The 23,791-nt window shown below is 68.0% G+C and carries 23 protein-coding genes and 1 tRNA gene; 11 read left to right on the top strand and 13 right to left on the bottom strand.

Annotated elements, in window-relative coordinates; all coding sequences use genetic code 11:
- The 6 genes from AC07Y4_RS28460 to cyoA all read right to left on the bottom strand — a co-directional run.
- Positions 1-1,378: ATP-binding protein (locus AC07Y4_RS28460; RefSeq protein WP_495275459.1), on the bottom strand; the 1,378-nt coding region annotated here is incomplete at its 3' end.
- Positions 1,362-2,186 (bottom strand): SURF1 family protein, encoded by an 825-nt coding sequence (locus AC07Y4_RS28465; RefSeq protein WP_492694149.1) that lies wholly within the window; start codon positions 2,184-2,186, stop codon positions 1,362-1,364. The genes AC07Y4_RS28460 and AC07Y4_RS28465, both read right to left, overlap by 17 nt.
- Entirely contained in the window at positions 2,186-2,608 is a 423-nt protein-coding gene (gene cyoD / locus AC07Y4_RS28470; protein WP_062469089.1) for a cytochrome o ubiquinol oxidase subunit IV, read from the bottom strand. The genes AC07Y4_RS28465 and cyoD overlap by 1 nt, the downstream gene beginning before the upstream one ends.
- Positions 2,605-3,246 (bottom strand): cytochrome o ubiquinol oxidase subunit III, encoded by a 642-nt coding sequence (cyoC, locus tag AC07Y4_RS28475; protein WP_062469091.1) that lies wholly within the window; start codon positions 3,244-3,246, stop codon positions 2,605-2,607. The genes cyoD and cyoC overlap by 4 nt, the downstream gene beginning before the upstream one ends.
- Positions 3,239-5,245, bottom strand: a complete 2,007-nt coding sequence (cyoB, locus tag AC07Y4_RS28480; protein ID WP_354343092.1) for a cytochrome o ubiquinol oxidase subunit I — start codon at positions 5,243-5,245, stop codon at positions 3,239-3,241. The genes cyoC and cyoB overlap by 8 nt, the downstream gene beginning before the upstream one ends.
- 1 nt (position 5,246) lies before the next feature.
- Entirely contained in the window at positions 5,247-6,272 is a 1,026-nt protein-coding gene (cyoA, locus tag AC07Y4_RS28485) for a ubiquinol oxidase subunit II (RefSeq protein ID WP_062469097.1), read from the bottom strand.
- A 190-nt stretch (positions 6,273-6,462) separates the two neighbouring features.
- On the opposite strand from cyoA, the gene AC07Y4_RS28490 reads away from it, so the two are divergent.
- Together AC07Y4_RS28490 and AC07Y4_RS28495 are read left to right on the top strand one after the other, a co-directional pair.
- Positions 6,463-7,803: an MFS transporter gene (locus tag AC07Y4_RS28490; protein ID WP_495275460.1), complete on the top strand. Its 1,341-nt coding sequence runs from the start codon at positions 6,463-6,465 to the stop codon at positions 7,801-7,803.
- A gap of 79 nt (positions 7,804-7,882) precedes the next feature.
- A complete protein-coding gene (locus AC07Y4_RS28495) occupies positions 7,883-8,551 on the top strand; it encodes an HAD family hydrolase (RefSeq protein ID WP_495275461.1) in 669 nt (222 codons plus the stop codon).
- Positions 8,552-8,574: 23 nt separating this feature from the next.
- Here the strand turns inward: AC07Y4_RS28495 and AC07Y4_RS28500 are convergent, their stop codons facing one another.
- The 5 genes from AC07Y4_RS28500 to AC07Y4_RS28520 all read right to left on the bottom strand — a co-directional run bounded on the left by AC07Y4_RS28500 (position 8,575) and on the right by AC07Y4_RS28520 (position 12,680).
- Complete coding sequence (locus tag AC07Y4_RS28500; protein WP_495275462.1) at positions 8,575-9,576, bottom strand: isopenicillin N synthase family dioxygenase; 1,002 nt, start codon at positions 9,574-9,576, stop codon at positions 8,575-8,577.
- The gene (locus AC07Y4_RS28505) at positions 9,573-10,316 is read right to left on the bottom strand and encodes an amino acid ABC transporter ATP-binding protein (protein WP_099792091.1); all 744 of its coding nucleotides are present in this window, start codon (positions 10,314-10,316) and stop codon (positions 9,573-9,575) included. The genes AC07Y4_RS28500 and AC07Y4_RS28505 overlap by 4 nt, the downstream gene beginning before the upstream one ends.
- Positions 10,313-11,023: an amino acid ABC transporter permease gene (locus tag AC07Y4_RS28510; protein WP_095946444.1), complete on the bottom strand. Its 711-nt coding sequence runs from the start codon at positions 11,021-11,023 to the stop codon at positions 10,313-10,315. The genes AC07Y4_RS28505 and AC07Y4_RS28510 overlap by 4 nt, the downstream gene beginning before the upstream one ends.
- A 12-nt stretch (positions 11,024-11,035) precedes the next feature.
- Positions 11,036-11,731, bottom strand: a complete 696-nt coding sequence (locus tag AC07Y4_RS28515) for an amino acid ABC transporter permease (protein ID WP_495275463.1) — start codon at positions 11,729-11,731, stop codon at positions 11,036-11,038.
- Positions 11,732-11,852: 121 nt separating this feature from the next.
- Positions 11,853-12,680 (bottom strand): ABC transporter substrate-binding protein, encoded by an 828-nt coding sequence (locus tag AC07Y4_RS28520; RefSeq protein ID WP_062469113.1) that lies wholly within the window; start codon positions 12,678-12,680, stop codon positions 11,853-11,855.
- Positions 12,681-12,871: 191 nt separating this feature from the next.
- Between AC07Y4_RS28520 and fabV the strand changes: the two genes are divergently transcribed.
- The 4 genes from fabV to AC07Y4_RS28540 all read left to right on the top strand — a co-directional run bounded on the left by fabV (position 12,872) and on the right by AC07Y4_RS28540 (position 17,975).
- Positions 12,872-14,068: an enoyl-ACP reductase FabV gene (gene fabV / locus AC07Y4_RS28525; RefSeq protein WP_495275464.1), complete on the top strand. Its 1,197-nt coding sequence runs from the start codon at positions 12,872-12,874 to the stop codon at positions 14,066-14,068.
- Between the two features lie 27 nt (positions 14,069-14,095).
- Positions 14,096-14,515, top strand: a complete 420-nt coding sequence (locus AC07Y4_RS28530) for a group II truncated hemoglobin (protein WP_159274896.1) — start codon at positions 14,096-14,098, stop codon at positions 14,513-14,515.
- 31 nt (positions 14,516-14,546) lie between these two features.
- The gene (locus AC07Y4_RS28535; protein ID WP_492741812.1) at positions 14,547-15,770 is read left to right on the top strand and encodes an NAD(P)/FAD-dependent oxidoreductase; all 1,224 of its coding nucleotides are present in this window, start codon (positions 14,547-14,549) and stop codon (positions 15,768-15,770) included.
- 141 nt (positions 15,771-15,911) lie between these two features.
- Positions 15,912-17,975 (top strand): bifunctional 2',3'-cyclic-nucleotide 2'-phosphodiesterase/3'-nucleotidase, encoded by a 2,064-nt coding sequence (locus AC07Y4_RS28540; protein ID WP_495275465.1) that lies wholly within the window; start codon positions 15,912-15,914, stop codon positions 17,973-17,975.
- Between the two features lie 24 nt (positions 17,976-17,999).
- Here the strand turns inward: AC07Y4_RS28540 and AC07Y4_RS28545 are convergent, their stop codons facing one another.
- Both AC07Y4_RS28545 and radC read right to left on the bottom strand, forming a co-directional pair.
- A complete protein-coding gene (locus AC07Y4_RS28545) occupies positions 18,000-18,665 on the bottom strand; it encodes a Smr/MutS family protein (protein WP_062469125.1) in 666 nt (221 codons plus the stop codon).
- Positions 18,665-19,342 (bottom strand): RadC family protein, encoded by a 678-nt coding sequence (radC, locus tag AC07Y4_RS28550; protein WP_062469128.1) that lies wholly within the window; start codon positions 19,340-19,342, stop codon positions 18,665-18,667. Before radC ends, AC07Y4_RS28545 begins: the two co-directional genes overlap by 1 nt.
- Before the next feature lie 107 nt (positions 19,343-19,449).
- Between radC and AC07Y4_RS28555 the strand changes: the two genes are divergently transcribed.
- The 5 genes from AC07Y4_RS28555 to AC07Y4_RS28575 all read left to right on the top strand — a co-directional run bounded on the left by AC07Y4_RS28555 (position 19,450) and on the right by AC07Y4_RS28575 (position 23,362).
- Entirely contained in the window at positions 19,450-19,893 is a 444-nt protein-coding gene (locus AC07Y4_RS28555) for an FKBP-type peptidyl-prolyl cis-trans isomerase (RefSeq protein WP_062469447.1), read from the top strand.
- Positions 19,890-20,858 (top strand): 4-hydroxy-3-methylbut-2-enyl diphosphate reductase, encoded by a 969-nt coding sequence (gene ispH / locus AC07Y4_RS28560; RefSeq protein ID WP_095743996.1) that lies wholly within the window; start codon positions 19,890-19,892, stop codon positions 20,856-20,858. The genes AC07Y4_RS28555 and ispH overlap by 4 nt, the downstream gene beginning before the upstream one ends.
- A gap of 5 nt (positions 20,859-20,863) precedes the next feature.
- Positions 20,864-21,820 carry a threonine/serine dehydratase gene (locus AC07Y4_RS28565; RefSeq protein WP_095743997.1) on the top strand — a complete coding sequence of 319 codons (957 nt, stop codon included), beginning with the start codon at positions 20,864-20,866 and terminating at the stop codon, positions 21,818-21,820.
- 63 nt (positions 21,821-21,883) lie between these two features.
- Positions 21,884-23,215 (top strand): serine--tRNA ligase, encoded by a 1,332-nt coding sequence (gene serS, locus AC07Y4_RS28570; protein WP_062469134.1) that lies wholly within the window; start codon positions 21,884-21,886, stop codon positions 23,213-23,215.
- Positions 23,216-23,272: 57 nt separating this feature from the next.
- A tRNA-Ser gene (locus AC07Y4_RS28575) sits at positions 23,273-23,362 on the top strand.
- Positions 23,363-23,791 lie beyond the last annotated feature (429 nt).

Raw genomic sequence — 23,791 nt, forward strand, 5'->3', positions numbered from 1 at the left:
CTTGGGGGGCGGCGTTGTCCGCGAGGGGGGCGGCTGCTTCGTCGTCCTCTTCGAGCACGATCGCCGCCAGCGGCAGCGTGATGGTCACGATGGCGCCGCCCTCGGGGCGGTTGCGCACGGCGACGCGCCCGCCCAGGGTGCGCGCCACGTTCACGACCAGGAACAGGCCCAGCCCGCCGCCGGGACGTCCCTTGCTCGACTGGTAGGGCTTGCCGAACTCCGCGAGGATGGCCGGCATGAAGCCGGGGCCCGCGTCGGTGACGGTGATGGTGAGCGCGTCGGCGTCGTGCGTGGCTTCCAGGCGCAGCCAGTGCGGCGAGGCCTCGAGCGCGTTGTCCAGCACGTTGCACACCATCTGCTTGATCGCCGAGTCGGACACCATGGGCAGGTCCTGCCCGAACAGGTTCTCGTAGTCGAACTCCTCGACCGGGCGCGTGGTGCGCCATTCTTCGACGAGGTCGTCCAGGAAGGTGCGCACGGTGGTCTCTTCGGACGACTCGCCGCGCGTCTCGCCGGCCGACAGCAGGATGCCGCTCACGATGCTCTTGCAGCGCTGGATCTGCACTTCCATCTCGGCCACTTCCTGCAGCAGCTCGGGGTCGGAGCTGAAGTGCGGCAGCCGGCGCCAGTCGCCCAGGATCACGGCCAGCGTGGCCAGCGGCGTGCCCAGCTCGTGCGCCGCGCCCGAGGCCAGCAGGCCCATGCGCACGATGTGTTCTTCTTCGGAGGCGCGCTGGCGCAGGTCGGCCAGCCGCGCGTCGCGCACGCGCAGGTTGCGGCTGATGCGGGTGATGAAGACCACCAGCAGCGCCGCATTGAGCGCGAAGCACACCAGCATGCCCTGCACGTAGGGGCTCCACAGGCCGCGGTCGTGGTCCAGCGGCAAGGGCAGCGGGCGCGAGAACAGCGCCAGGCCCGCGAAGCACAGGCCGGTGATGACCACGATGGTCCAGGTCGACCAGGCCTTGAGCAGCACCGCGCCCAGGATCACCTGCAGCAGGTACAGAAAGACGAAGGGGTTGGTGGCGCCGCCGCTGAGGTACAGCTGGGCCGTGAGCGTGGCCACGTCGACCAGCAGCGCGACGAACAGCTCTTCGTTGGTCACGCGGCCATGGATGCGCAGGCGCAACAGGCTCACCATGTTGAACAGCGCCAGGCAGGTGAGCACCTGCAGCATGTGGTTCAGCGGCAGGCGGATGCCGAAGCCGTAGTGCACCACGAGGATGGTGGCCACCTGCCCGACCACGGCGAACCAGCGCAGCTGGATCAGCTGCTGCATGTTCTGGTGGCCGATGGCGTTGTCCAGGCTCGCCACGCCCGCGCGCGGGGCGTGCAGCTCGCCGGCGACCGCGACGAGCTTGTCAGTCGCGGCGGGCATCGGCGGGGTCGGGGCGTGCGGCGTCGGCATGCGGTGCATTTTCGCCGCTACCGTCTTGCGATGCCCGTCGGCGCCGGTCGTCGCGCCACACGAACCCGTAGGCGCCGAGCACCATCAGCGCCAGCCCGTACCAGGTGAGGGCGTAGACGAGGTGGCTGTTGGGGAAGGCGATGACCGTCAGGCCGCCCGCCGGCCACGTGGGCGCGGCCTGTGCGGGCGCGGGCCCCGCCTCGGCATCGACGAAGTACGGCGCCACGTCGGCCAGGCCGCGCGCGGCGGCAATGGCCTGCACGTCGCGCGAGAACCAGCGTTCGGCCGCGGGGTCGTTCGTGCGCAGGAAGCCGCCCTTGGGTTCGGTCAGGCGCAGCAGGCCGGCCACGGTGGTGTCGCCCTGGGGCTCGGGGGCAGTGCGCGCCGCGCGTTCACGCGCTTCAGGCGGCACGAAGCCGCGGTTGACGAGCACGACGCTGCCGTCGGTGGTGCGCAGCGGGGTCAGCACCCAGAAGCCGGCGCCGAGCCGGGTGCTGGCCTGCACCAGCGCTTCCTTGTCATGGAGGAACGTGCCGCGAAGGCGCACGTGCCGGTATTCGTCGTTGGCCGCGTTGACCGTGGGCCATTCGGGTCGCGCCGGCGCGTCGGTGGCCGGGGCGTGCACGCGCTGGTCGACGCGGGCGATGAGATCGAGCTTCCAGGCCCTGCGCTCGACCTGCCAGGTGCCGAGCGCAAGAAAGCCGGCAAAGGCCAGGAGGGCGCAGACCGCCAGCGCCGCACGCGTGACAACGGAGCGCGGGCGGGCGGCCGGGGCCATCAGGGCATGTTCTTCATGTCGTGGACCATGGCCGGCATCATGTTGGTGTTCATGTGATACATGACCCACAGCGAGCCGGCCAGCGTGATGACCACGAGCACCAGCGTGAAGATCAGCGCCAGCATGTTCCAGCCGCCTTCGGACTTGGCGTCCATGTGCAGGAAGTACACCATGTGGACCACGATCTGCACCACGGCGAAGCCGAGGATGACGAGGGCGGTGGTGCTCGGGTTGGCGATCACCTTGCCCATCACGAGCCAGAACGGGATCGCGGTCAGGATCACGGCCAGCACGAAGCCGGTCATGTAGCCCTTGAAGGTACTGTGGCTCACGGGGCCGTCGTCGTGGTGGTCGCCGTGACCGTGGCTGTCGTGTGCGCCGTGGCCGTGTGCGGCGGTGGCGGTGTGTGCGGGGGCGCTCATGCCATCGATCCCATGAGGTAGACAAAGGTGAAGACGCCGATCCACACGACGTCCAGGAAGTGCCAGAACATCGACAGGCACATCAGGCGGCGGCGGTTGGCGGCGGTGAAGCCGTGCTTGGGCAGCTGGACCATCAGCACGACCAGCCAGATGATGCCGAAGCTCACGTGCAGGCCGTGCGTGCCCACCAGCGCGAAGAACGACGACAGGAAGGCGCTGCGCTGCGGGCCGGCGCCTTCGTGCAGCAGGTGCGCGAACTCGTACAGCTCCAGGCCGATGAAGCCCAGGCCCAGGAGGCCCGTGATGCCCAGCCACAGCAGCACGCCGCCCATGCGCTTGCGCTGCATCTCGAGCATCGCGAAGCCGTAGGTGATCGACGACAGCAGCAGCAGTGAGGTGTTCATCGCCACCAGCGGCAGGTCGAACAGGTCGGCGCCGGAGGGGCCAGCCGCGTAGCTGCGGCCCAGCACGCCGTACACCGCGAACAGGCAGGCGAAGATGAGGCAGTCGCTCATCAGGTAGAGCCAGAAGCCCAGCAGCGTGCCGTTCTCGGGGTGGTGGTCCTCGTTGCGGACGTGGAACAGGTCGAACGCCGGTGCGTTCGCGTTCCGGGAGGGGAGGGCGGTGGTATCAGACATGGGCGGTGGCCAGCAGGCGCGTGCGTGCTTCTTCGGTGCGAACGACTTCTTCCGCGGGGATGTAGTAGTCGCGCTTGTAGTTGAAGGTGTGGGCGATGATCGCGACCAGCATGGCCACGAAGCCGATGCCGGCCACGAGCCACATCTGCCAGATCAGGGCGAAGCCGCACACCGCGCTCAGCGCCGCGATGATGAAGCCGGCGGCCGTGTTCTTGGGCATGTGCACCGGGCTGAAGCCGTCCAGCGGACGCTGGTAGCCGCGGGCCTTCATGTCGGTCCAGGCGTCGTTGTCATGCACGCGCGGCGTGAACGCGAAGTTGTAGGCCGGCGGCGGCGACGAGGTCGACCACTCCAGCGTGCGGCCGTTCCACGGGTCGCCCGTGGTGTCGCGCAGCGACTCGCGGCGGATGAAGCTCACCACCAGCTGGATCAGGAACGAGGCGATGCCCAGGGCGATCAGCACCGCGCCGAAGGCGGCGACCTGGAACCAGATCTGCAGCGACATGTCCTGGAAGTGGCTCATGCGGCGCGTGACGCCCATCAGGCCCAGGATGTACAGCGGCATGAAGGCCATCCAGAAGCCGACGATCCAGAACCAGAACGAGCACTTGCCCCAGAACGGATCGAGCTTGTAGCCGAAGGCCTTCGGGAACCAGTAGGTGATGCCCGCCAGCATGCCGAACAGCACGCCGCCGATGATCACGTTGTGGAAGTGGGCAATGAGGAACAGGCTGTTGTGCAGCACGAAGTCGGCCGGGGGCACGGCCAGCAGCACGCCGGTCATGCCGCCGATCACGAAGGTGATCATGAAGCCGATGGTCCACATCATGGGCAGCTCGAAACGGATGCGGCCGCGGTACATGGTGAACAGCCAGTTGAAGATCTTCGCCCCCGTGGGGATCGAGATGATCATCGTCGTGATGCCGAAGAACGAGTTCACGCTGGCGCCGGAGCCCATGGTGAAGAAGTGGTGCAGCCACACGAGGTACGACAGGATCGTGATCACGACCGTGGCGTACACCATCGAGGCGTAGCCGAACAGGCGCTTGCCCGAGAAGGTGGAGACCACTTCCGAGAAGATGCCGAAGGCCGGCAGGATCAGGATGTACACCTCGGGGTGGCCCCAGATCCAGATCAGGTTCACGTACATCATGGCGTTGCCGCCCATGTCGTTCGTGAAGAAGTTGGTGCCGACGTAACGGTCGAGCGACAGCAGGGCCAGCACGGCCGTGAGCACCGGGAAGGCGGCCACGATCAGCACGTTGGTGCACAGGGCGGTCCAGGTGAAGACGGGCATCTTCATCATGGTCATGCCGGGCGCGCGCATCTTCACGATGGTGGCCAGCAGGTTCACGCCCGAGAGCAGCGTTCCGACCCCCGCGATCTGCAAGGACCAGATGTAGTAGTCCACCCCCACGTCAGGGCTGAACAGGATGCCCGACAGCGGCGGGTACGCCAGCCAGCCGGTCTTGGCGAACTCGCCCACGAACAGCGACGCCATCACGAGGCCGGCGCCGAAGGTGGTCATCCAGAAGCTGAAGTTGTTCAGGAACGGGAAGGCCACGTCGCGCGCGCCGATCTGCAGCGGCACCACGAAGTTCATGAGGCCCGTGACCAGCGGCATCGCCACGAAGAAGATCATGATCACGCCGTGGGCGGTGAAGATCTGGTCGTAATGGTGCGGCGGCAAAAAGCCCGCGTTGTCGCCGAAGGCGACGGCCTGCTGGGCCCGCATCATGAGCGCGTCGGCAAAGCCGCGCAGCAGCATCACCAGGCCCAGGATGATGTACATGATGCCGATCTTCTTGTGGTCGATGCTGGTGATCCAGTCGCGCCACAAGGTGCCCCACAGCTTGAAGTAGGTCACGGCGCCCAGCAGCGCCAGGCCGCCCAGGATCACGGCCGCGAAGGTCACGAGCAGGATCGGCTCGTGAAGGGGAATCGCCTCCCAGGAGAGGCGGCCGAAGACGAGCTTCGTCAGGTCTAGGTTCTGCAACATCTTAGTCTTCGGTGGTGCACATCGCGGTGACGTACTTGCGCTTGGGCGTGTCGAGGGAGTCGGCCTGCCAGGCCTGCTTGGTGGCGACGTTGAAGGCGCCGGGCTTGCCCAGGCCGCCGTCGGCGTCGATGGCCATCATTTCCTTCATGCACATCTTGTTGCGGTCGACGCACAGGTTCAGGATGGCGTCGTACAGGGCCGGGTCGACCGCGGCGTAGTGGCGCACGGGCTCGCGCTCGCTCGGCACTTCGAGCTTCTTGTATTGCTCGCGGGTCAGTTCGCCCTCTTTGCCGGTCTTGACCTTGGCCACCCACTGGTCGAAGCCGTCATGGCTCAGGCCGTGGAACTTGAAGCGCATGCCCGAGAAGCCCGCGCCGCTGTAGTTGGCGGAGAAGCCGTCGAACTCACCCGGCTTGTTGATCACCGCATGCAGCTTGGTCTCCATGCCCGGCATGGCATAGATCTGGCCGGCCAGCGCGGGGATGAAGAAGGAGTTCATGACCGACGAGGCCGTGATCTTGAAGCTGATCGGGCGGTCCACCGGGGCGGCCAGCTCGTTCACCGTGGCAATGCCCTGCTCGGGGTAGATGAAGAGCCACTTCCAGTCCAGCGCCACCACCTCGACCACCAGCGGCTTGGTTTCGGCGGGAATGGGGCGCTGCGCGTCCAGGCGGCTCAGCGGGCGGTACGGGTCCAGCGTGTGGGTGCTGATCCAGGTGATCGCGCCCAGTGCAATGATGATCAGGAGCGGCGCGGCCCAGATCGCCAGCTCGAGCTGTGTGGAGTGGTCCCAGTCGGGGCTGTAGGTGGCCTCCTTGTTCGACTGGCGATAGCGCCAGGCAAAGAAGATGGTCAGGGCGATCACCGGAATGATGATGATCAGCATCAGCACCGTGGAGACGACGATCAGGCGTCCCTGCTGGTTGGCGATGTCGCCGGAGGGGTTCAACAGCACCGTGTTGCAGCCCGCCAGGAAAATGGCGGAAAGCAGCAGAAGTGCTCGGCGAAGGGTCTTGAGGATGTGCATGCCGGGAGAGGAAAGTGCGAAGGCCGCGCAAAAATGACCCTGCAATCTACGCCGCCCAAGGGATTCCGCCTATTGGACGTTTTGTCCTATGGCGGTAAACGCAATTCGGTGAGACGCTACAGGGTGTCCAGAATTTCCCCTGTGTCGTGCCCCGGCATGACACCCGAATTACAGCCAGCCAGCTAGCAAGATGACGACGTCCAGCATCAGTCCACCAGGCGCCCAGCCTGTGTCGCACCCGACCGAAGGCGGCGCCCGCGCCGCAGACGCCGACCATTCGCACATCGCCCCGGGCGAGATCGCGGTCGGCGTGGTCATCGGCCGCGCCTCCGAGTATTTCGACTTCTTCGTCTACGGCATCGCCTCGGTGCTGGTGTTCCCGGCGGTGTTCTTCCCCTTCGAGCAGCGCCTGGAAGGCGTGCTCTGGGCCTTCGTGATCTTCTCGTTCGCCTTCATCGCGCGCCCCTTCGGCACCGTGATCTCGATGGCGATCCAGCGGCGCTTCGGGCGCGAGACCAAGCTGACGATCGCGCTGTTCCTGCTGGGCACCTCCACCGCCGGCATCGCTTTCCTGCCGGGCTACGCGAGCATCGGCTTCACGGCCATCGTGCTGCTGTCGATCTTCCGCTTTGCCCAGGGCCTGGCGCTGGGCGGCTCGTGGGACGGCCTGCCGTCGCTGCTGGCGCTGAACGCACCGCCCAACAAGCGCGGCTGGTACGCCATGCTGGGCCAGCTGGGCGCACCGCTGGGCTTCTTCCTGGCCAGCGCGCTGTTCGCGTACCTGTATTCCAGCCTGCCGCTGGCCGACTTCCTCGACTGGGGCTGGCGCTACACCTTCTACGTGGCCTTCGCCATCAACGTGGTGGCGCTGTTCGCGCGCCTGCGCCTGGTGGCCACCGACGAGTACGCGCGCCTGCTCGAAGAGCGCGAGCTGCAGCCCACCAGCGTGGTCGAGCTGACCCGCTCGCAGGGCGCCAACCTGCTGATCGGCGCATTCGCCGCGCTGGCCAGCTACGCGCTGTTCCACCTGATCACGGTGTTCCCGCTGTCGTGGATTTCGCTGTACTCCGACCAGTCGATCACCGAGTTCCTGATCGTGCAGATGGTCGGCGCGGTGTTCGGCGCCAGCGGCATCGTGGCCTCGGGCCTGATCGCCGACCGCATCGGCCGTCGCTTCACGCTCGGCGGCCTGGCCGCCATGATCGCCGTGTTCAGCGGCTTCGCACCCACGCTGCTCGACGGCGGGCGCATCGGCCAGGACATCTTCATCGTGCTGGGCTTTGCGCTGCTGGGCCTGTCGTACGGTCAGGCGGCCGGCGCCGTGACCTCCAACTTCGCGCCCAAGTACCGCTACGTGGGCGCGGCCCTCACGGCCGACCTGGCCTGGCTCATCGGCGCGGCCTTTGCCCCGCTGGTCGCCCTGGGTCTGTCGGCCCACTTCGGCCTGGCCTTCGTGAGCATCTACCTGCTGTCGGGCGCGCTCGGCACGCTGGCGGCGCTGGGGCTGAACCGGGCGCTGGCGCGGGACTGACCGGCAGCGTTTCTCGAACGAAGGGGCCGATGGCCCCTTTTTTCATGGCCGCCGCGTCGCTCGCTTAGGATTCGCCTCGATGTTCACCGCCGCCATTTTTGACATGGATGGGCTGCTGATCGATTCGGAGCGCCCCATCATGGCCGCCTGGATCGCTGCGGCCCGCACGCTCGATGTCGAGCTTTCGCACGCCCAGTACCTGCAATGCGTGGGGCTGGCCATGAGCGAATCGAAGCAGATCCTCGCGGCGCTGCTCGGTGGCCCCGCCGCCTACCAGCACGCGGCGACGCAGGTGACCGCCGCGCTGCAGCTGGAACGCGCCGACGGCGACGCCCGGCCGCTCTTTCCCATCAAGCCCGGCGCGGCCGAGTTGCTCACCGCCTTGCGTGGTCGCGGCACGCGCTGCGCGGTAGCCTCGTCGTCCACGCGCGGCCAGATCGCGGCCTGCCTGGGCAGCCTCGACGTGCTCCACCACTTCGAGGCCTTCGCGGGCGGCGACGAGGTGGCGCGCGCCAAGCCCGACCCGGCGCTGTACCGCCTCGCGGCCGAGCGCCTGGGCGTGGACCCTGCGGAATGCGTCGCCTTCGAGGACAGCGAGAACGGCGCCAAGGCCGCGCTGGCCGCCGGCATGCGCGTGGTGGTGGTGCCCGACCTCAAGCACCCGCCCGAGGCGATCGTCGCGCAGGCCTTTCATGTGCTCGATTCGCTGCACGACGCGATGCCGCACGTGCCGCGCTGGTTTCCCTGACGAGGTCAGGGCGCGCGTTCAGTTCAGAGCACCTCGTCGCGCAACTGCGGGAACACCTTCGACACCTTGGCCAGCAGGTAGTCGCCGTAGCGGCCGCTGAAGGCATGCACGTTGGCGCGGTCCCAGCGCTCGGCACTGTCGTCCAGTGCGTCGGCGCCGGCCAGGCCTTCGATGCGCTGCACGCGGGCCTCGAAGTTCGGGTCGAAGAACAGCGGGAACGACAACCGGTCGCGGCCCGAGGTGTTGCGCTTCACGCGGTGCGGGGTCGACTTGTAGAGCCCGCCGGTCATGCGGTCGAGCATGTCGCCGATGTTGCAGACGAAGGCGCCGGGCACCGGCGGTGCATCGATCCAGCCGCCCGGCGTGTGCACCGCGAGGCCGCCCACGGTGTCCTGGTGCAGGATCGTGAGCAGGCCGTAGTCGGTGTGCTCGCCCACGCCCCATTGCACGTCCAGCCCCTCGGGCACGGCCTGCGTCGGGTAGTTGAAGAGGCGGAACAGGATCAGCGGGTCGGCCGTGTAGCGTTCGGCGAAATAGGAAGCGGGCAGGCCGAGGCTCAGTGCGATGCCTTCCATGAGCCGATGGCCCAGCTGCGTGATGGCGTCCATGTACGCGAGGATGGTCTCGCGAAAATCCGGCACGTCGGGAAAGAGGTTCGGCCCGTGCACCGGCGTCTTCGCCAGCACCAGCGGGTGGTCGGCGGGCAGCTCGGTGCCCAGGTACAGGCCTTCCTTCCAGTCGGGCCGGCCCGAGGTCAGCTCGCCGCCGCGCGGAAAGAAGCCGCGCCAGGCCCGGCCGCCCAGGGCCATGCGCCATTGCATCTTGGTTTCCTCGGGCAGGTCGAAGAAGCGGTGGCTCAGGTCTTCGAGCCGCTGGATCAGTGCAGCGTCGACACCGTGGCCCGTGACGTAGAAGAAGCCGTGCGCGCGGCAGGCGTCGCCGATCTGCGCCGCCACGCGTTCGCGTTCGGGCGTGCCGGCCACGAGCGGCGCGACGTCGATGAGGGGGAGGGAGGAGTCGGTCATGCGTCTCTCGAAAAAGGCGAACGGATGTCGGACAGGAACTGCTGCGCACGCGGGTGCTGCGGGCGGTTGAAGAAATCGTCGGGCGTGGCGCGTTCGAGCACCTGGCCCTGGTCCATGAAGAGCACGCGGTCGGCCACCTCGCGCGCGAAGCCCATCTCGTGCGTCACGCACACCATGGTCATGCCGTCGCGCGTGAGGTCGCGCATCACCAGCAGCACCTCGCCGACCATCTCGGGGTCGAGCGCGCTGGTGGGCTCGTCGAACAGCATCAGCGGCGGCTTCATGGCGAGCGCGCGCGCAATGGCCACGCGCTGCTGCTGGCCGCCCGACAGCTCGCCGGGCCACGCGTTGGCCTTGTTCGCGAGGCCCACGCGCTCCAGCAGCGCCATCGCGCGCGCGTCGGCTTCCTTGCGCGACAGGCCGTGCAGCTGCATCGGCGCCATGGTGCAGTTCTGCAGCACGCTCAGGTGCGGGAACAGGTTGAACTGCTGGAACACGAAGCCGATGCGCGAGCGGAACGCGTTCACGTCCAGGCCGGGCGCGTGGATGTCCTGCCCGTCGAGCGTGATGCGGCCCGACTGGATCGGCTCCAGCCGGTTGAAGGTGCGGATCAGCGTCGACTTGCCCGAGCCCGAGGGCCCGCACACCACGACCACCTCGCCCTTGTGGATGGTTTCGGTCACGTCGACCAGCGCGTGGTAGCTGCCGTACCACTTGTTGACTTTTTCGAGTTCGATCATGCGGGCACCTTGAGGGTCGCGGCGGGAAGGCCGCGGCGCGCGAGCCGGCGCTCCAGCCAGTAGGCGAAGCGCGAGAGGCCGAAGCACAGGATGAAGTAGGTCAGGCCCAGGATCAGGTAGATCTGCGCCGGCTTGGTGAACACCTGCGTGTTGATCTGCGTGGCGATGAACGACACCTCGGCCAGTCCGATGATGTAGCCCAGCGAGGTCTCCTTGATGGTCGAAACGAACTGGTTCACCAGCGAGGGCAGCATGCTGCGCAGCGCCTGCGGCAGCACCACGAGGCGCATCGCGCCGAAGTAGCTCAGGCCGAGCGCGCGCGCGGTTTCCATCTGCCCGCGCGGCAGCCCCTGGATGCCGGCGCGCACGATCTCGGCGAGGTAGGCGGCATCGAAGATCACGAGCGCGATCAGCATGGTGGTGAACTGGTCGGTCTTCACGCCCGTGACGCTGGGCAGGAAGAAGTAGGCCCAGAAGATCACCATCAGCAGCGGCAGGCCGCGCACCACGAACACCAGCGCCGTGACGGGCCAGCGCACGCAGCGCCACGGGCTCACGCGCGCCAGGCCGAGCACGATGCCCAGCGGCAGCGCCAGCACCAGCCCGCACGAGGCCAGCAGCAGCGTGAGCACCAGGCCGCCGAGCGGGCCGTTCGGGTACTGGCCGATGAGGAAATAGACCCAGTAGTCGTGGATGATCTCTAGCATTTCATCAACGCCTCAGATGGTCCGCACCGGGAAGCGGTGGTGGTACCAGGTCGCCAGACCGGTGATGGCCAGCGATACCGTCAGGTACGCCGCACTCGCGAACGCGAACGACTCGAAGCTGCGGAAGGTCGCGCTCTCGACCTGCCCGGCCTGGTACATCAGCTCGGCCACGCCGATCACCGTGGCGATCGAGGTGTTCTTCCACAGGCTCAGCGTCTGCGAGATGAGCGGCGGCACGGTCACGCGCAATGCTTGCGGCAGCACCACGCGACGCATGGTGGCCAGGAAGCTGAAGCCCAGCGCCCGGCCGGCCTCGAACTGCACGGCCGGGATCGAACGGATGCCGCTGCGGATGTCCTCCGCCATGAAGGCCGCCGTGTACAGCGACAGCGCCACGATCGCGCTGTAGGCCTCGATGTGGCCTGCGTAGAGCCAGGTCTTGAGGCCTTCGGGCAGCAGCTCGGGCGCGCCGAAATACCAGAACAGCATGTGGGCCAGCAGCGGGATGTTGCGGATCGATTCCACGTACGCAAAGCCGAGCCAGCGCAGCGGTGCGAGCGGCGAGAGCCGCAGCAGCGCCACCACCAGCGCCAGCGGCAGCGCGAAGACGAGCGAGACCGCGAGCAGCTGCAGCGACAGCCACAGGCCCGCGACCAGCATGTCGTGGTACTGGCCGGTCAGCAGCAGCGAATAGTCGAACAGGGGCATGGGAAACGGGAGGCACGGCGAAAGGCGCCGGGGCGCACATGGTACGCATGCGCGCCGTGCCGCTCAAAAGCGAAGGGCGGGTCGCATGGCGGCCCGCCCCTGGTGTGCCGAGCGCGCGGGCTCAGTCGATCTTGTCGGTCTCGAGCTTGAAGTCGCGCGTCTGGAAGCCGGAGGCCGTGTTCGGGCCGTACCACTTGAGGAAGATCTTCTGCGCTTCGCCCGACTTCTCGAGCTCGCGCAGCGTGTCGTCCACCACGGTCTTCAGGCCGCTCTCGCCCTTCTTGATGCCGATGGCCAGAGACTCGGTGCTCAGGTTCTGCTTGAGCACCACGTACTGCGCCTTCTGCGGGCCCAGCTTGGCGTAGCTGCGCAGCAGCGCGGCCTCGTCGTCCACGTAGCCCACGCCCTTGCCCTGCTGCAGCGCCTGGAAGGCCTGCTGGCTGGTGTCGAAGGTCACGACCTCGGCGGTGGGCACGGCCTTGCGGATGTTGGGCTCCTGCGTGCCGCCGCGGATGGTCAGCACCTTCTTGCCGCCGAGCTGCGGCACCTCGGTGATGCCGCTGGTCTTCTTCACGATGGCCTTCTGGCCGGTGACGAAGGTGGTGAGCGAGAAGTCGATCTGCGCCTCGCGCTCCTTGTTGTGCGTGAGGCCGGCGGCCACCAGGTCCACGTGGCCCTGCTGCAGCTCGGGAATGCGCGCGGCCACGGCGATCTGCTTGAGCACCGGCTTCACGCCGATCTTCTTGGCGATGGCGTTCACCAGGTCGACCTCGTAGCCGACGATCTGGCGCGTCTTCGGATCGATGAAGGTGGCGGGCTCGTCGGTGCCGAGCACGCCGACCACGAGTTCGCCCTTCTTCTTGATGTCGGCGAGCTGGTCCGCATGGGCGGCAACGCCGGTCAGGAGGGCGGAAGCGGCAAGGGCCGCGGCAAGCAGGGTGTGGCGCATGGTGGGGATCGTCCTCTCTCCAGAGTGAAATTCAGGCCGGAACCATATCAATAAAACCCAAGATTATTAAATCGTCAATCGACATATGCATATGGGGCTGATGAATCGGCCTGTTGCCGGCTGGGTTAAATTCGCGACGCCGCGACGTGCCCCGCCGCCGTCCCCCGAATGTCTTACCGAGCGAGCTTTTCATGATCATCCAACCCCGCGTGCGCGGCTTCATCTGCGTCACCACCCACCCCGTGGGCTGCGAAGCCAATGTCCGGCAACAGATCGAGTACGTCAAAACCAGGCCCCCCATCGCGGGCGGCCCCAAGCGCGTGCTGGTGATCGGCGCGTCCACCGGCTACGGCCTGGCCGCGCGCATCACCGCGGCCTTCGGCAGCGGCGCCGACACGCTGGGCGTGTGCTTCGAACGCGCGGGCAGCGCGACCAAGCCCGGCTCGCCCGGCTGGTACAACACCGCCGCCTTCCACCGCGCCGCCACGGCCGAGGGGCGCTACGCCAAGACGATCAACGGCGACGGCTTTTCCGACGCGGTGAAGCAGCAGGCCATCGAGACCATCCGCGCCGACCTCGGCCAGGTCGACCTCGTGGTCTACAGCCTGGCCGCGCCGCGCCGCACGCACCCCAAGACCGGCCAGGTCTTCAACTCCGTGCTCAAGCCCATCGGCAAGGCCGTGACGCTGCGCGGCCTGGACACCGACAGCGGGACCGTGAAGGAATCGGTGCTCGAGCCCGCCACGCAGGAAGAGATCGACAACACCGTGGCCGTCATGGGCGGCGAAGACTGGCAGATGTGGATCGACGCGCTGCAGCAGGCCGGCGTGCTGGCCGACGGCGCCAAGACCACGGCCTTCACCTACCTGGGCGAGCAGATCACCCACGACATCTACTGGAACGGTTCCATCGGCGCCGCCAAGAAGGATCTGGACGAGAAGGTGCTGGACATCCGCGCGCAGCTGGCCGCCAAGGGCGGCGACGCGCGCGTGTCGGTGCTGAAGGCGGTGGTCACGCAGGCCAGCTCGGCCATTCCGATGATGCCGCTGTACCTGTCGCTGCTGTTCAAGGTGATGAAGGCCGAAGGCACGCATGAAGGCTGCATCGAGCAGGTGCACGGCCTGTACGCCGACAGCCTGTACGGCGCCACGCCGCACCTGGACGACGAAGGCCGCCTGCGCGCCGACTACAAGGAGCTGGCGCCGCAGGTGCAGGCGCGCGTGCAGGAGCTCTGGCCGCAGGTCACCGACGCCAACCTCAATGAGCTGACCGATTTCGCGGGCTACAAGACCGAGTTCCTGCGCCTGTTCGGCTTCGCCGTCGAGGGCGTGGACTACACGGCCGACGTGAGCACCGATGTGGGCATTCCCGATCTGATCCAACTCTAGAGTGCCCCCGAAGGGATACTCGCTTTCATGCAGATTCAAGACAAACCGCCCGCCGGCACGCCCTTCGAGTGGATCGGCGGCGAGCCGAAGGTGGAGGCGCTGGTCGAGCGCTTCTACGACCTGATGGACCTCGAGCCGGCCTACGCGCAACTGCGCGCCGTGCACGGCACCGACCTGGACAACGCGCGCCAGCGCCTGTTCTGGTTCCTGTGCGGCTGGCTCGGCGGCCCCGCCCACTACACCGACCGCTTCGGCCACCCCATGCTGCGCGCGCGGCACCTGCCGCAGGCCATCGGCGGCCACAGCATCGGCATCAAGGAGCGCGACCAGTGGCTGGCCTGCATGGACCAGGCGATGGGCGAGACCGGCGTGCCAGAAGACTTGCGCGCACGCCTGCGCGACTCTTTCTTCAAAACCGCCGACTGGATGCGCAATCGCGGCGAGTGACCCGACAACGATTCCCGAAAGACTGTTCTCCATGAATTCCATCGTCATCATCGGCGGCGGCCACGCCGCGGCCCAGCTCTGCGCGGGCCTGGCGGAAGCCGGGCAGGGCGCGCGCGTGCACCTGGTCTGCGAAGAGGCCTGCGAGCCGTATCACCGCCCGCCGCTGTCGAAGGCCTTCCTCAAGAGCGCCGAAGAAACCACGCAGCCGCACAAGGCCGCCGACTGGTACCGCGAAGCGGGCATCACGCTGCACCTGGGCGACGCGGCCGTGGCCATCGACCGCGAGGCGCACACCGTCACGCTGCGCTCGGGCGCGGTGCTGCCGTGGGAGCGCCTGGTGCTGGCCACCGGCACGCGCGCACGCCAGATGCCTGGCCTGCAGGCCGGCCTGGAGAACGTCGCGAGCCTGCGCGCTGCCGACGAGGCGCATCGCCTGCGCACGCGGCTGGCGGATGCGCAGCAGGTCACGGTGCTGGGCGGCGGCTTCATCGGCCTCGAAGTGGCGGCCACCGCACAGGCACTGGGCAAGCGCGTGCAGGTGATCGAATGCGCGCCGCGCCTTTTGGGCCGCGCCGTGTCGCCCGAGCTGTCGGCGCACGTGCTGGCCACGCACCGCGCGGCCGGCATCGACATCGTGCTGGGCGCACAGACCGGCGCCTTCGAGGTCGTGGGCGACCGGCTCGTGTCGGTCGAGGTCAACGGCGTGAAGCAGCCGATCGACCTGCTGCTGCTGGGCATCGGTGCCGTGCCCGAGACCGCGCTCGCGCAGGCCGCGGGCCTCGAGTGCGCCGACGGCATCGTGGTCGACGGCCACATGCAGACCAGCGCGGCCGACGTGCTCGCGGTGGGCGATTGCACGCGCTTCCCCGACCGCCGCGCGGGCCGTGCGCTGCGGCTCGAATCGGTGCAGAACGCGAACGACCAGGCGCGCACGGCGGTGGCCACGCTGACCGGCGCCGCGCGCGATCACGACGCGGTCGCGTGGTTCTGGTCCGACCAGGGCGGTCTGCGCCTGCAGATGGCGGGCCTCATGCCGGCCGAAGGCACGCCGGGCCTGGTGAGCGTGCGCCGCGCGGGGCCGAAGCCCGAGGCGTTCTCGCTGTTCCACTACGTCGACGGCCAGCTCGTGTGCGTCGAATCGGTGAACGCGCCGGTCGATCACATGATGAGCCGCAAGCTGCTCGAAGCGGGTCGCAGCCCGGCGCCCGAGGCGGTGGCGGATGCGGCGGTACCACTAAAGAATCATCTGGCGTAACTGCTGTCGCAACGGCGCTGCACGACAGGCCCGGATTCACCGGTCTGTCACCCGGCTTTCGGAGACTGGCCTTCCTCATATCCGCAGGGAGACCTCTCGATGAACAACGCAGTGGCCGCGTCGCTGGCGCGCCTCGCCCCCATGTCCACCTGTGCCGCCGTCCTGGCCGCCGTGCTCACCGCCTGTGGCGGTGGCAACGGAGGCGGCACCACGTTCCCCCCGATCGTTCCGCCCCCTGCGCCCGCACCTGCCCCGGCGCCCGTGGCCGCAGGCACGCGCACCACGGTCGCGCTGCTCGAAACGACCGACCTGCACTTCAACGTGCGCAGCTACGACTACTTCAAGCTCGCCGAAGACAAGTCGTACGGCTACGAGCGCACCGCCACGCTCATCAACGCCGCGCGCAAGGAGTTCGCGAACACGATGCTGTTCGACAACGGCGACACCATCCAGGGCACCGCGCTGGCCGACTACGAAGCGCTGGTCAGCCGCATCCCGTGCACGCAGCCGCTGTCGATGTACAAGGTGATGAACGCCACCGGCTACGACGCCGGCACGCTGGGCAACCACGAGTTCAACTACGGCCTGGACTTTCTCAACCAGGTGCTCGGCGGCGGCCTCGATGTCGAGGGCGTGGACGGCAGCAAGAAGTGCGCGGGCCCCAGCTTCCCGATGGTGGTGGCCAACGTGCACAGCCTCAAGAGCGGCAAGCCGCTCGTGGCGCCCTACACCATCGTCACCAAGCAGTTCACCGCCACTGCGCCGGACGGCAAGAGCCTGACGGTGCCGGTGAAGGTCGGCGTGATCGGCTTCACCACGCCCGGCATCATGAACTGGGACAAGCGCTTTCTCGAAGGCAAGCTGCGCACCGAAGGCGCGGTCGAGGCGGCCAAGCGCTACGTGCCTGAGCTGCGCGAGAAGGGCGCCGACATCGTGGTCGCGCTGCAGCACGGCGGCCTCGACGCCTCGCCGTACTCGCCGACCATGGAAAGCCCGGGCCTGTACCTGTCGAAGGTGCCCGGCATCGACGTGCTGATGATGGGCCACCAGCACGGCCTGTTCCCCGACCGCGGCGCCAAGCCCGGCTACACGCAGCCCGGCGTGGACAACGCCGCCGGCACTGTCAACGGCGTGCCGGCCGTGATGCCCAGTTCGTGGGGCAAGGCGCTGGGCCTCGTGAAGCTCGAGCTCGTGTGGGACGGCAAGGCCTGGGGCGTGGACAAGAGCAAGACGCTGGTCGAGGCACGCTCCACGCAGACCGGCAAGGACGGCGCGGGCAAGGCCGTGTACGTCGACGCCGACCCGAGCGTGGCGCCGCTGGTCGACACCCAGCACCAGGCCGCGATCGACTACGTGAAGACGCCCATCGGCAGCACCGACTTCCGCATGAACACCTTCTTCGCCGACGTGGGCGACCCGGGCGCGATCCAGATCGTGAACCAGGCCCAGGCCGACTACGTGAAGACCTACATCCAGGCCAGCCTGCCGCAGTACGCGGGCCTGCCGGTGCTGTCGGTGAGCGCGCCCTTCAAGTCGGGCTTCGAAGGCGGGCGCGACTACACCGACGTGGCCGTGGGCAACCTCGCGATCTTCAGCGCGGCCGACCTGTACCTGTACCCGAACACGGTGTACGCGGTGAAGGTGACGGGCGCCGAGATCAAGGGCTGGCTCGAGGCCGCGGCCAAGCGCTTCAACAGGATCGACCCGGCGCTCACGACCGACCAGCCGCTGATCAGCACCTTCCCGGGCTACAACTTCGACATGTTCACCACGCCCGACATGCAGTACGAGATCGACGTGACGCAGGCCGTGGGCAGCCGCATCAAGAACCTCATGTACCTGGGCGCGCCCATCGACCCGGCGAAGGAGTTCGTCATTGCCACGAACAACTACCGCGCGACCAGCGGTGCGAGCTTCATCCCGGCGCTGGACGGGCGCGCGACGATCTACGCCTCGCCCGATGCGAACCGCGACGTGCTGATTGCGTACATCAAGGCGAAGAAGACCATCACGCGCGCGGCCGACGGCGCGGCGCGCAGCTGGCGCTTCACCAAGGTGACGACGGCGGGCAACGTGACGATCACGTCGGGCCCGGGGCAATTGAGCGCGGCCACGGACGCGGGGTTGACGAACATCTCGCTGCTGAAGGCGGACGATGAAAGCGGCAAGGGCCGCTCGGTCTACAAGGTCGATCTGAGCAAGTAAGGGCAGGGCCCGTGCGGCGCCGTGTCAGCGCCGCACGGGCGCCAGCAGCACCACCAGCGCCCCGGCCCCGCCTTCGGCCGGCTTGGCCTGCACGAAGGCGATCACCTCGTTCTTCTGGATCAGCCAGCGCTGCGTCTTGGTCTTGAGCACCGGCTGCTTGCCGGGCGAGCCCAGGCCCTTGCCGTGCACCACGCGCACGCAGCGCAGCCCCTGCTTGTGGGCGTTGCGGATGAAGCCGCCGAGCGCCTCGCGCGCCTCGTCGCTGCGCAGGCCGTGCAGGTCGACCTGCCCCTGGATCGACCAGTCGCCCTTGCGCAGCCGCGCCGTGATATCGGTGCCGATGCCGGGGCGGCGAAAGCTCATGGCGTCGTCGACGTCGAGCAGCGTGGTCACGTCGAACTCGTCGGACAGCGACTCGCGCAGCACGCGCTGCTCGTCGAGCTGGTGCTGGAACGGAATGGGCGCGGGCGGCTCGGGTGCGAGCGCCACCGCGGCCTTGCGGCGCAGCGGTTCGGTGGCGCCAATGGCGCGCGTGAACAGGTCTTTCTCGGCGGCACGCTTGCGCTCGGCCGCGGCGCGCGCGGCAGCCTCGGCGGCCTCGCGCTCGCGGGTTTCGGCGAGCACGCGCTGCACCTGCTTGAGGTCGGCCAGGTTCTTCAGGGCCGGGGGACGCGAAGAAGACGACGCCATCAGAGCAGCCCCCGTTCCGCCATCGAGAAGCTCTGGCCCGGGCTCACGATGACGTGGTCGAGCACGCGCACGTCGACCAGCGCCAGCGCGGCGCGCAGGGTCTGCGTGAGCGATTCGTCGGCGCGCGAGGGCTCGATGCTGCCGCTGGGGTGGTTGTGGGCCAGCACCACGGCCGCGGCCTGGTGGTGCAGGGCGCGGGTGACGACCTCGCGCGGGTAGACGCTGGTCTGCGTGAGCGTGCCGCGAAACAGCTCCTCGAGCGTGAGCAGGCGGTGCTGCACGTCGAGGAACAGCACCGCGAACACCTCGTGCGGGCGCGAGCCGATGTGCATCTGCAGGTACTGCTTGACCGCCTCGGGTGAGTCGAACACCGTGCGCTCCTTCAGGCGCTCGCCCATGGCGCGGCGCGCCAGTTCGAGCACGGCCGTGAGTTCGGAGCGCTTGGCGCTGCCGCCCATGCCCTTGACCGCCTTGAGGTCATCGGGCGCGGTGTGCAGCAGCCCCGACAGCCCGCCGAAACGTTCGAGCAGCTGCTGGGCCAGCTGGAGCACGTTCTTGCCGGCCACGCCGGTGCGCAGCAGCAGCGCCAGCAGCTCGGCGTCGGCCAGCGCGGCGGCGCCCCGCGCGATGAGCTTTTCGCGCGGCCGGGCGTCGAGAGGGAGATCCTTGAATGCCATGAAACCCTGCTGAAACCTGGGCCGGGGCGAGGTGTTGCCCCGATCCTTAAAATGAGGGCCAGTTTATCGGGACACCTCCCTCGTCTTTGCCCACCTTCGCTGCACCCATGTCCCAAGTTGTGACTTCCGGCTCCTTCCTGACCCTGCACTACCGGCTGGCCGGTCCGGCGGGCGACATCATCAACACCTTCGCCGACAAGCCCGCCACGCTGTCGCTGGGCACCGGCGAGCTCTCGCCGGCCATGGAGCAGCGCCTGATGGGCATGGAAGAGGGCGCGCACGCCACCTTCGAGCTGCCCGCCGGCGAGGCCTTCGGCGAACGCAACCCGGACATGCAGCAATGGGTGGCGCGCAAGCTGCTGGCCCAGATGGGCGACCCCGACGAGCAGTACGCCGTCGGCGACGTGGTGCAGTTCCCCACGCCCGACGGCTCGGGCAGCTACGCGGGCGCGGTCGTCGAGTCGAACGAGACCGGCGTGCGCTTCGATTTCAACCACCCCTTGGCAGGCCAGCCCGTCACCTTCGAAGTGAAGCTGATCGGCGTGCTATGAACCCGAACATCGAAGAAGTCCTGTTGGCCGAGCCGCGCGGCTTCTGCGCCGGCGTGGACCGCGCCATCGAGATCGTCGAGCGCGCCCTCGCCAAGTTCGGCGCACCGATCTACGTGCGCCACGAGATCGTGCACAACACCTACGTGGTGAACGAGCTCAAGGCCAAGGGCGCGATCTTCATCGAAGAGCTCTCCGACGTGCCGCCCGGCTCCACGCTGGTGTTCAGCGCGCACGGCGTGAGCAAGGCCGTGGAGCAGGAGGCGCGCGACCGCGGCTTCTCGATCTTCGACGCCACCTGCCCGCTCGTGACCAAGGTGCACGTCGAGGTGGCCAAGCTCGCGAAAGAGGGCTACGAATTCATCATGATCGGCCACAAGGGCCACCCCGAGGTCGAAGGCACGATGGGGCAGCTGTCGAGCGGCATCCACCTCGTGGAAGACGTGGCCGACGTGGCCAATGCGTCGCCCCTGCAGACCGAGAAGCTCGCCGTCGTCACGCAGACCACGCTCAGCGTGGACGACGCGGCCGAGATCGCCGCCGCCGTGCGTGCGCGCTTTCCGAACGTGCGCGAGCCCAAGCAGCAGGACATCTGCTACGCCACCCAGAACCGCCAGGACGCGGTGAAGATCATGAGCCCGCAGGTCGACCTCGTGATCGTGGTCGGCAGCCCCACCAGCTCCAACAGCAACCGCCTGCGCGAGCTGGCGCAGCGCCTGGGCACCGAGAGCTACATGGTCGATTCGGCCGACGAGCTCAAGCCCGAATGGTTCGAGGGCAAGTCGCGCATCGGCCTCACCGCCGGCGCCTCGGCGCCCGAGGTGCTGGTGCACGAGGTGATCGAGCGCGTGCGCGCCTTCGGCGCCGTGTCGGTGCGCAAGATGGACGGCATCGAGGAAACCATCAAGTTCCCGCTTCCCAAGGGCCTCAAGCTCGACGACATCCCGCCCCCTGGGCACATCTCCTGAACATCATGACAAACACCGATTGGCGCTCCGACATCGAGAGCGCCTCCCGCAGGCTGGGCGAACGCGCCGGCCATTTCCTGCGTGAAACGCCACTGTGGAAGCTGCCGGCCGCCGCCCTGGGCGTGGCCGCGCCCGGCGCCGAAGTCTGGCTCAAGCTGGAGCACATGCAGGTCAGCGGCAGCTTCAAGGCCCGCGGCATGATGAACCGCCTGCTGGCCAACGACATCCCCGCCGCGGGCGTGATCGTGGCCTCGGGCGGCAACGCCGGCATTGCCACGGCGGCCGCCGCCAAGGCGCTGGGCGTGCCCTGCCAGGTGTTCCTGCCGGGCGTGTCGCCCGAAGCCAAGCGCGCACGCCTGCGGGCGCTGGGCGCCGAAGTGGTCGTGGTCGGCGAGCTGTACCCCGACGCGCTGGCCGCCTGCCTGGCACGCCAGAAGGAAACGGGTGCCTTGCTCACCCATGCCTACGACCAGCCCGAAGTGGTGGCCGGCGCCGGCACGCTCGGCCGCGAGATCGAGGCACAGGGCGGCCTGCCCGACGCCGTGCTGGTGAGCGTGGGCGGCGGCGGCCTGATCGGCGGCCTGGCCGGCTGGTTCGAGCAGCGCGCCCGCGTGGTGGCGCTCGAGCCCGAAAAGGCCCCGACGCTGTTCCGCGCCCGCGAGGCCGGCGAGCCGGTCGACGTGGACGTCGGCGGCATCGCGGCCGATTCGCTCGGCGCGCGCCGCATCGGCGCCATCGCCTGGGAGATCACGCAGCAGCAGGTGCGCGACGCGCTGCTGCTGTCCGACGACGCCATCCGCGCCGCCCAGCAGTGGCTCTGGAAGGAGTTGAAGCTCGCCGTGGAACCGGCCGCCGCGCTGCCGCTGGCGGCGCTGCAGACCGGCGCCTACGTGCCGCGCGAGGGAGAGAAGGTGTGCCTGATCATCTGCGGGGCGAACGTCGATCCGGCCACGGTCGCCTGAGTCGCCGCAGGCGTGCGAGCGGGGAGGGCGGGCGCGGGCTGGGCGCCCACCTAAAATCTCCCCATGCTCGACATCACCCTGCTCCGCAAAGACCTGGCCTCCGCTGTGGCCGGCCTCGAAAAACGCAAGAAGAACCAGCCCTACCTCGACGTCTCGGCGTTCACCGCGCTCGAGGCCGAGCGCAAGACGCTGCAGACCCGCACCGAGGAAATCCAGGCGCGCCGCAACACGCTGAACAAGCAGATCGGCCCGCTCAAGGCCAAGGGCGAGTCGGTCGACGCGCTCATGGCCGAGGTCAACGCGCTCAAGGCCGAGCAGGAGTCGCAATCCAAGCGCCTCGAAGAGATCCAGCCCGAGCTGCACGCGCTGCTGCTGGCCGTGCCCAACCTGCCGCACGCCAGCGTGCCGCTCGGTGAAGACGAAGCCGGCAACGTCGAGATGCGCCGCTGGGCGCCCCAGGGCGGCGCCGGCGCCAACGCCACGCCGCTGGCCTTCGCGCCCAAGGACCACGTCGACCTCGGCGCCCCGCTGGGGCTCGATTTCGAGATGGGCGCCAAGCTCTCGGGTTCGCGCTTCACCGTCATGAAGGGCCCGATCGCCCGCCTGCACCGCGCGCTGGCCCAGTTCATGGTCGACCTGCAGACCGAACAGCACGGCTACACCGAGTGCTACGTGCCCTACGTGGTCAACGCCGCCACGCTCAGCGGCACCGGCCAGCTGCCCAAGTTCGAAGGCGACCTGTTCGCCGCGAAGAAGGGCGGCCAGGACGGCGAGCCCGCGCCCGACCATTCGGCGCTGTACCTCATCCCGACCAGCGAAGTGCCGCTGACCAACTTCGTGCGCGACGAGGTCGTGCCCGAGGCGCAGCTGCCCATCAAGCTCACGGCCCACACGCCGTGCTTCCGTTCCGAAGCCGGCAGCGCCGGGCGCGACACGCGCGGCATGATCCGCCAGCACCAGTTCGACAAGGTCGAGATGGTGCAGATCGTGCACCCCGAGAAGAGCTACGACGCGCTGGAGCAGATGACCGGTCACGCCGAAGCCGTGTTGCAGGCGCTGGAGCTGCCGTACCGCGTGGTGCTGCTGTGCACTGGCGACATGGGTTTCGGTTCCACCAAGACCTACGACCTCGAGGTGTGGCTGCCCGCGCAGAACACGTACCGCGAGATCAGCTCGGTGTCGAACTGCGAAGCCTTCCAGGCGCGCCGCCTGCAGGCCCGTTTCAAGAACGCCCAGGGCAAGAACGAGCTGGTGCACACCCTCAACGGCTCCGGCCTGGCCGTGGGCCGCGCGCTGGTCGCCGTGCTGGAGAACCACCAGAACGAAGACGGCTCGATCAACGTGCCGGCGGCGTTGCGTCCGTACCTCGGCGGCCTCGAAGTTTTGCGCGGTTGAAGCGCAGGGCGTCAAAAGTCAGATTTTTCTGGCTATAATCTGAGGCTCGACAGCACCGGAGAGGTGGCAGAGTGGTCGAATGTACCTGACTCGAAATCAGGCGTACTAGCGATAGTACCGAGGGTTCGAATCCCTCCCTCTCCTCCAGTAAGTCAATAAACAAGCGCCTTTCGGGGCGCTTTTTTATTTTTTACACCATCGTTCCTACCAATTCGATTGGTGTTCGAATTTGGGCATCGCGCCACATGACCTCCACACCGTAAGGGTTGGTCTTGTCTCTGTTTCCTCATCGCTAAGGGGGATGCCCCGCAAGACCGCGAGCAGTCCTGGCAAGGGCTCGTCCAAGGCGCGGAGTGGCTTCAGACGGAGCTTTAGCGTTGAGACCGGCCGCGGGGTCCACGAACCCGGGTGTCAGGTTGCAGCCTCAATGCATACATTGGTGGCTGCGAGCCCGACGACGGCAATCGCTGCGAAGCCGTCCTTCGTGTTCGTCCGCTTCGGTTAAGGGTTGTCCGACATCTGCCCGCACGACACGACTGCGCCAGGCATGCCAACGGCCTGAGGGCAGGTGTTGGA

Source organism: Variovorax sp. GW460-12-1-14-LB1, from assembly GCF_059423605.1.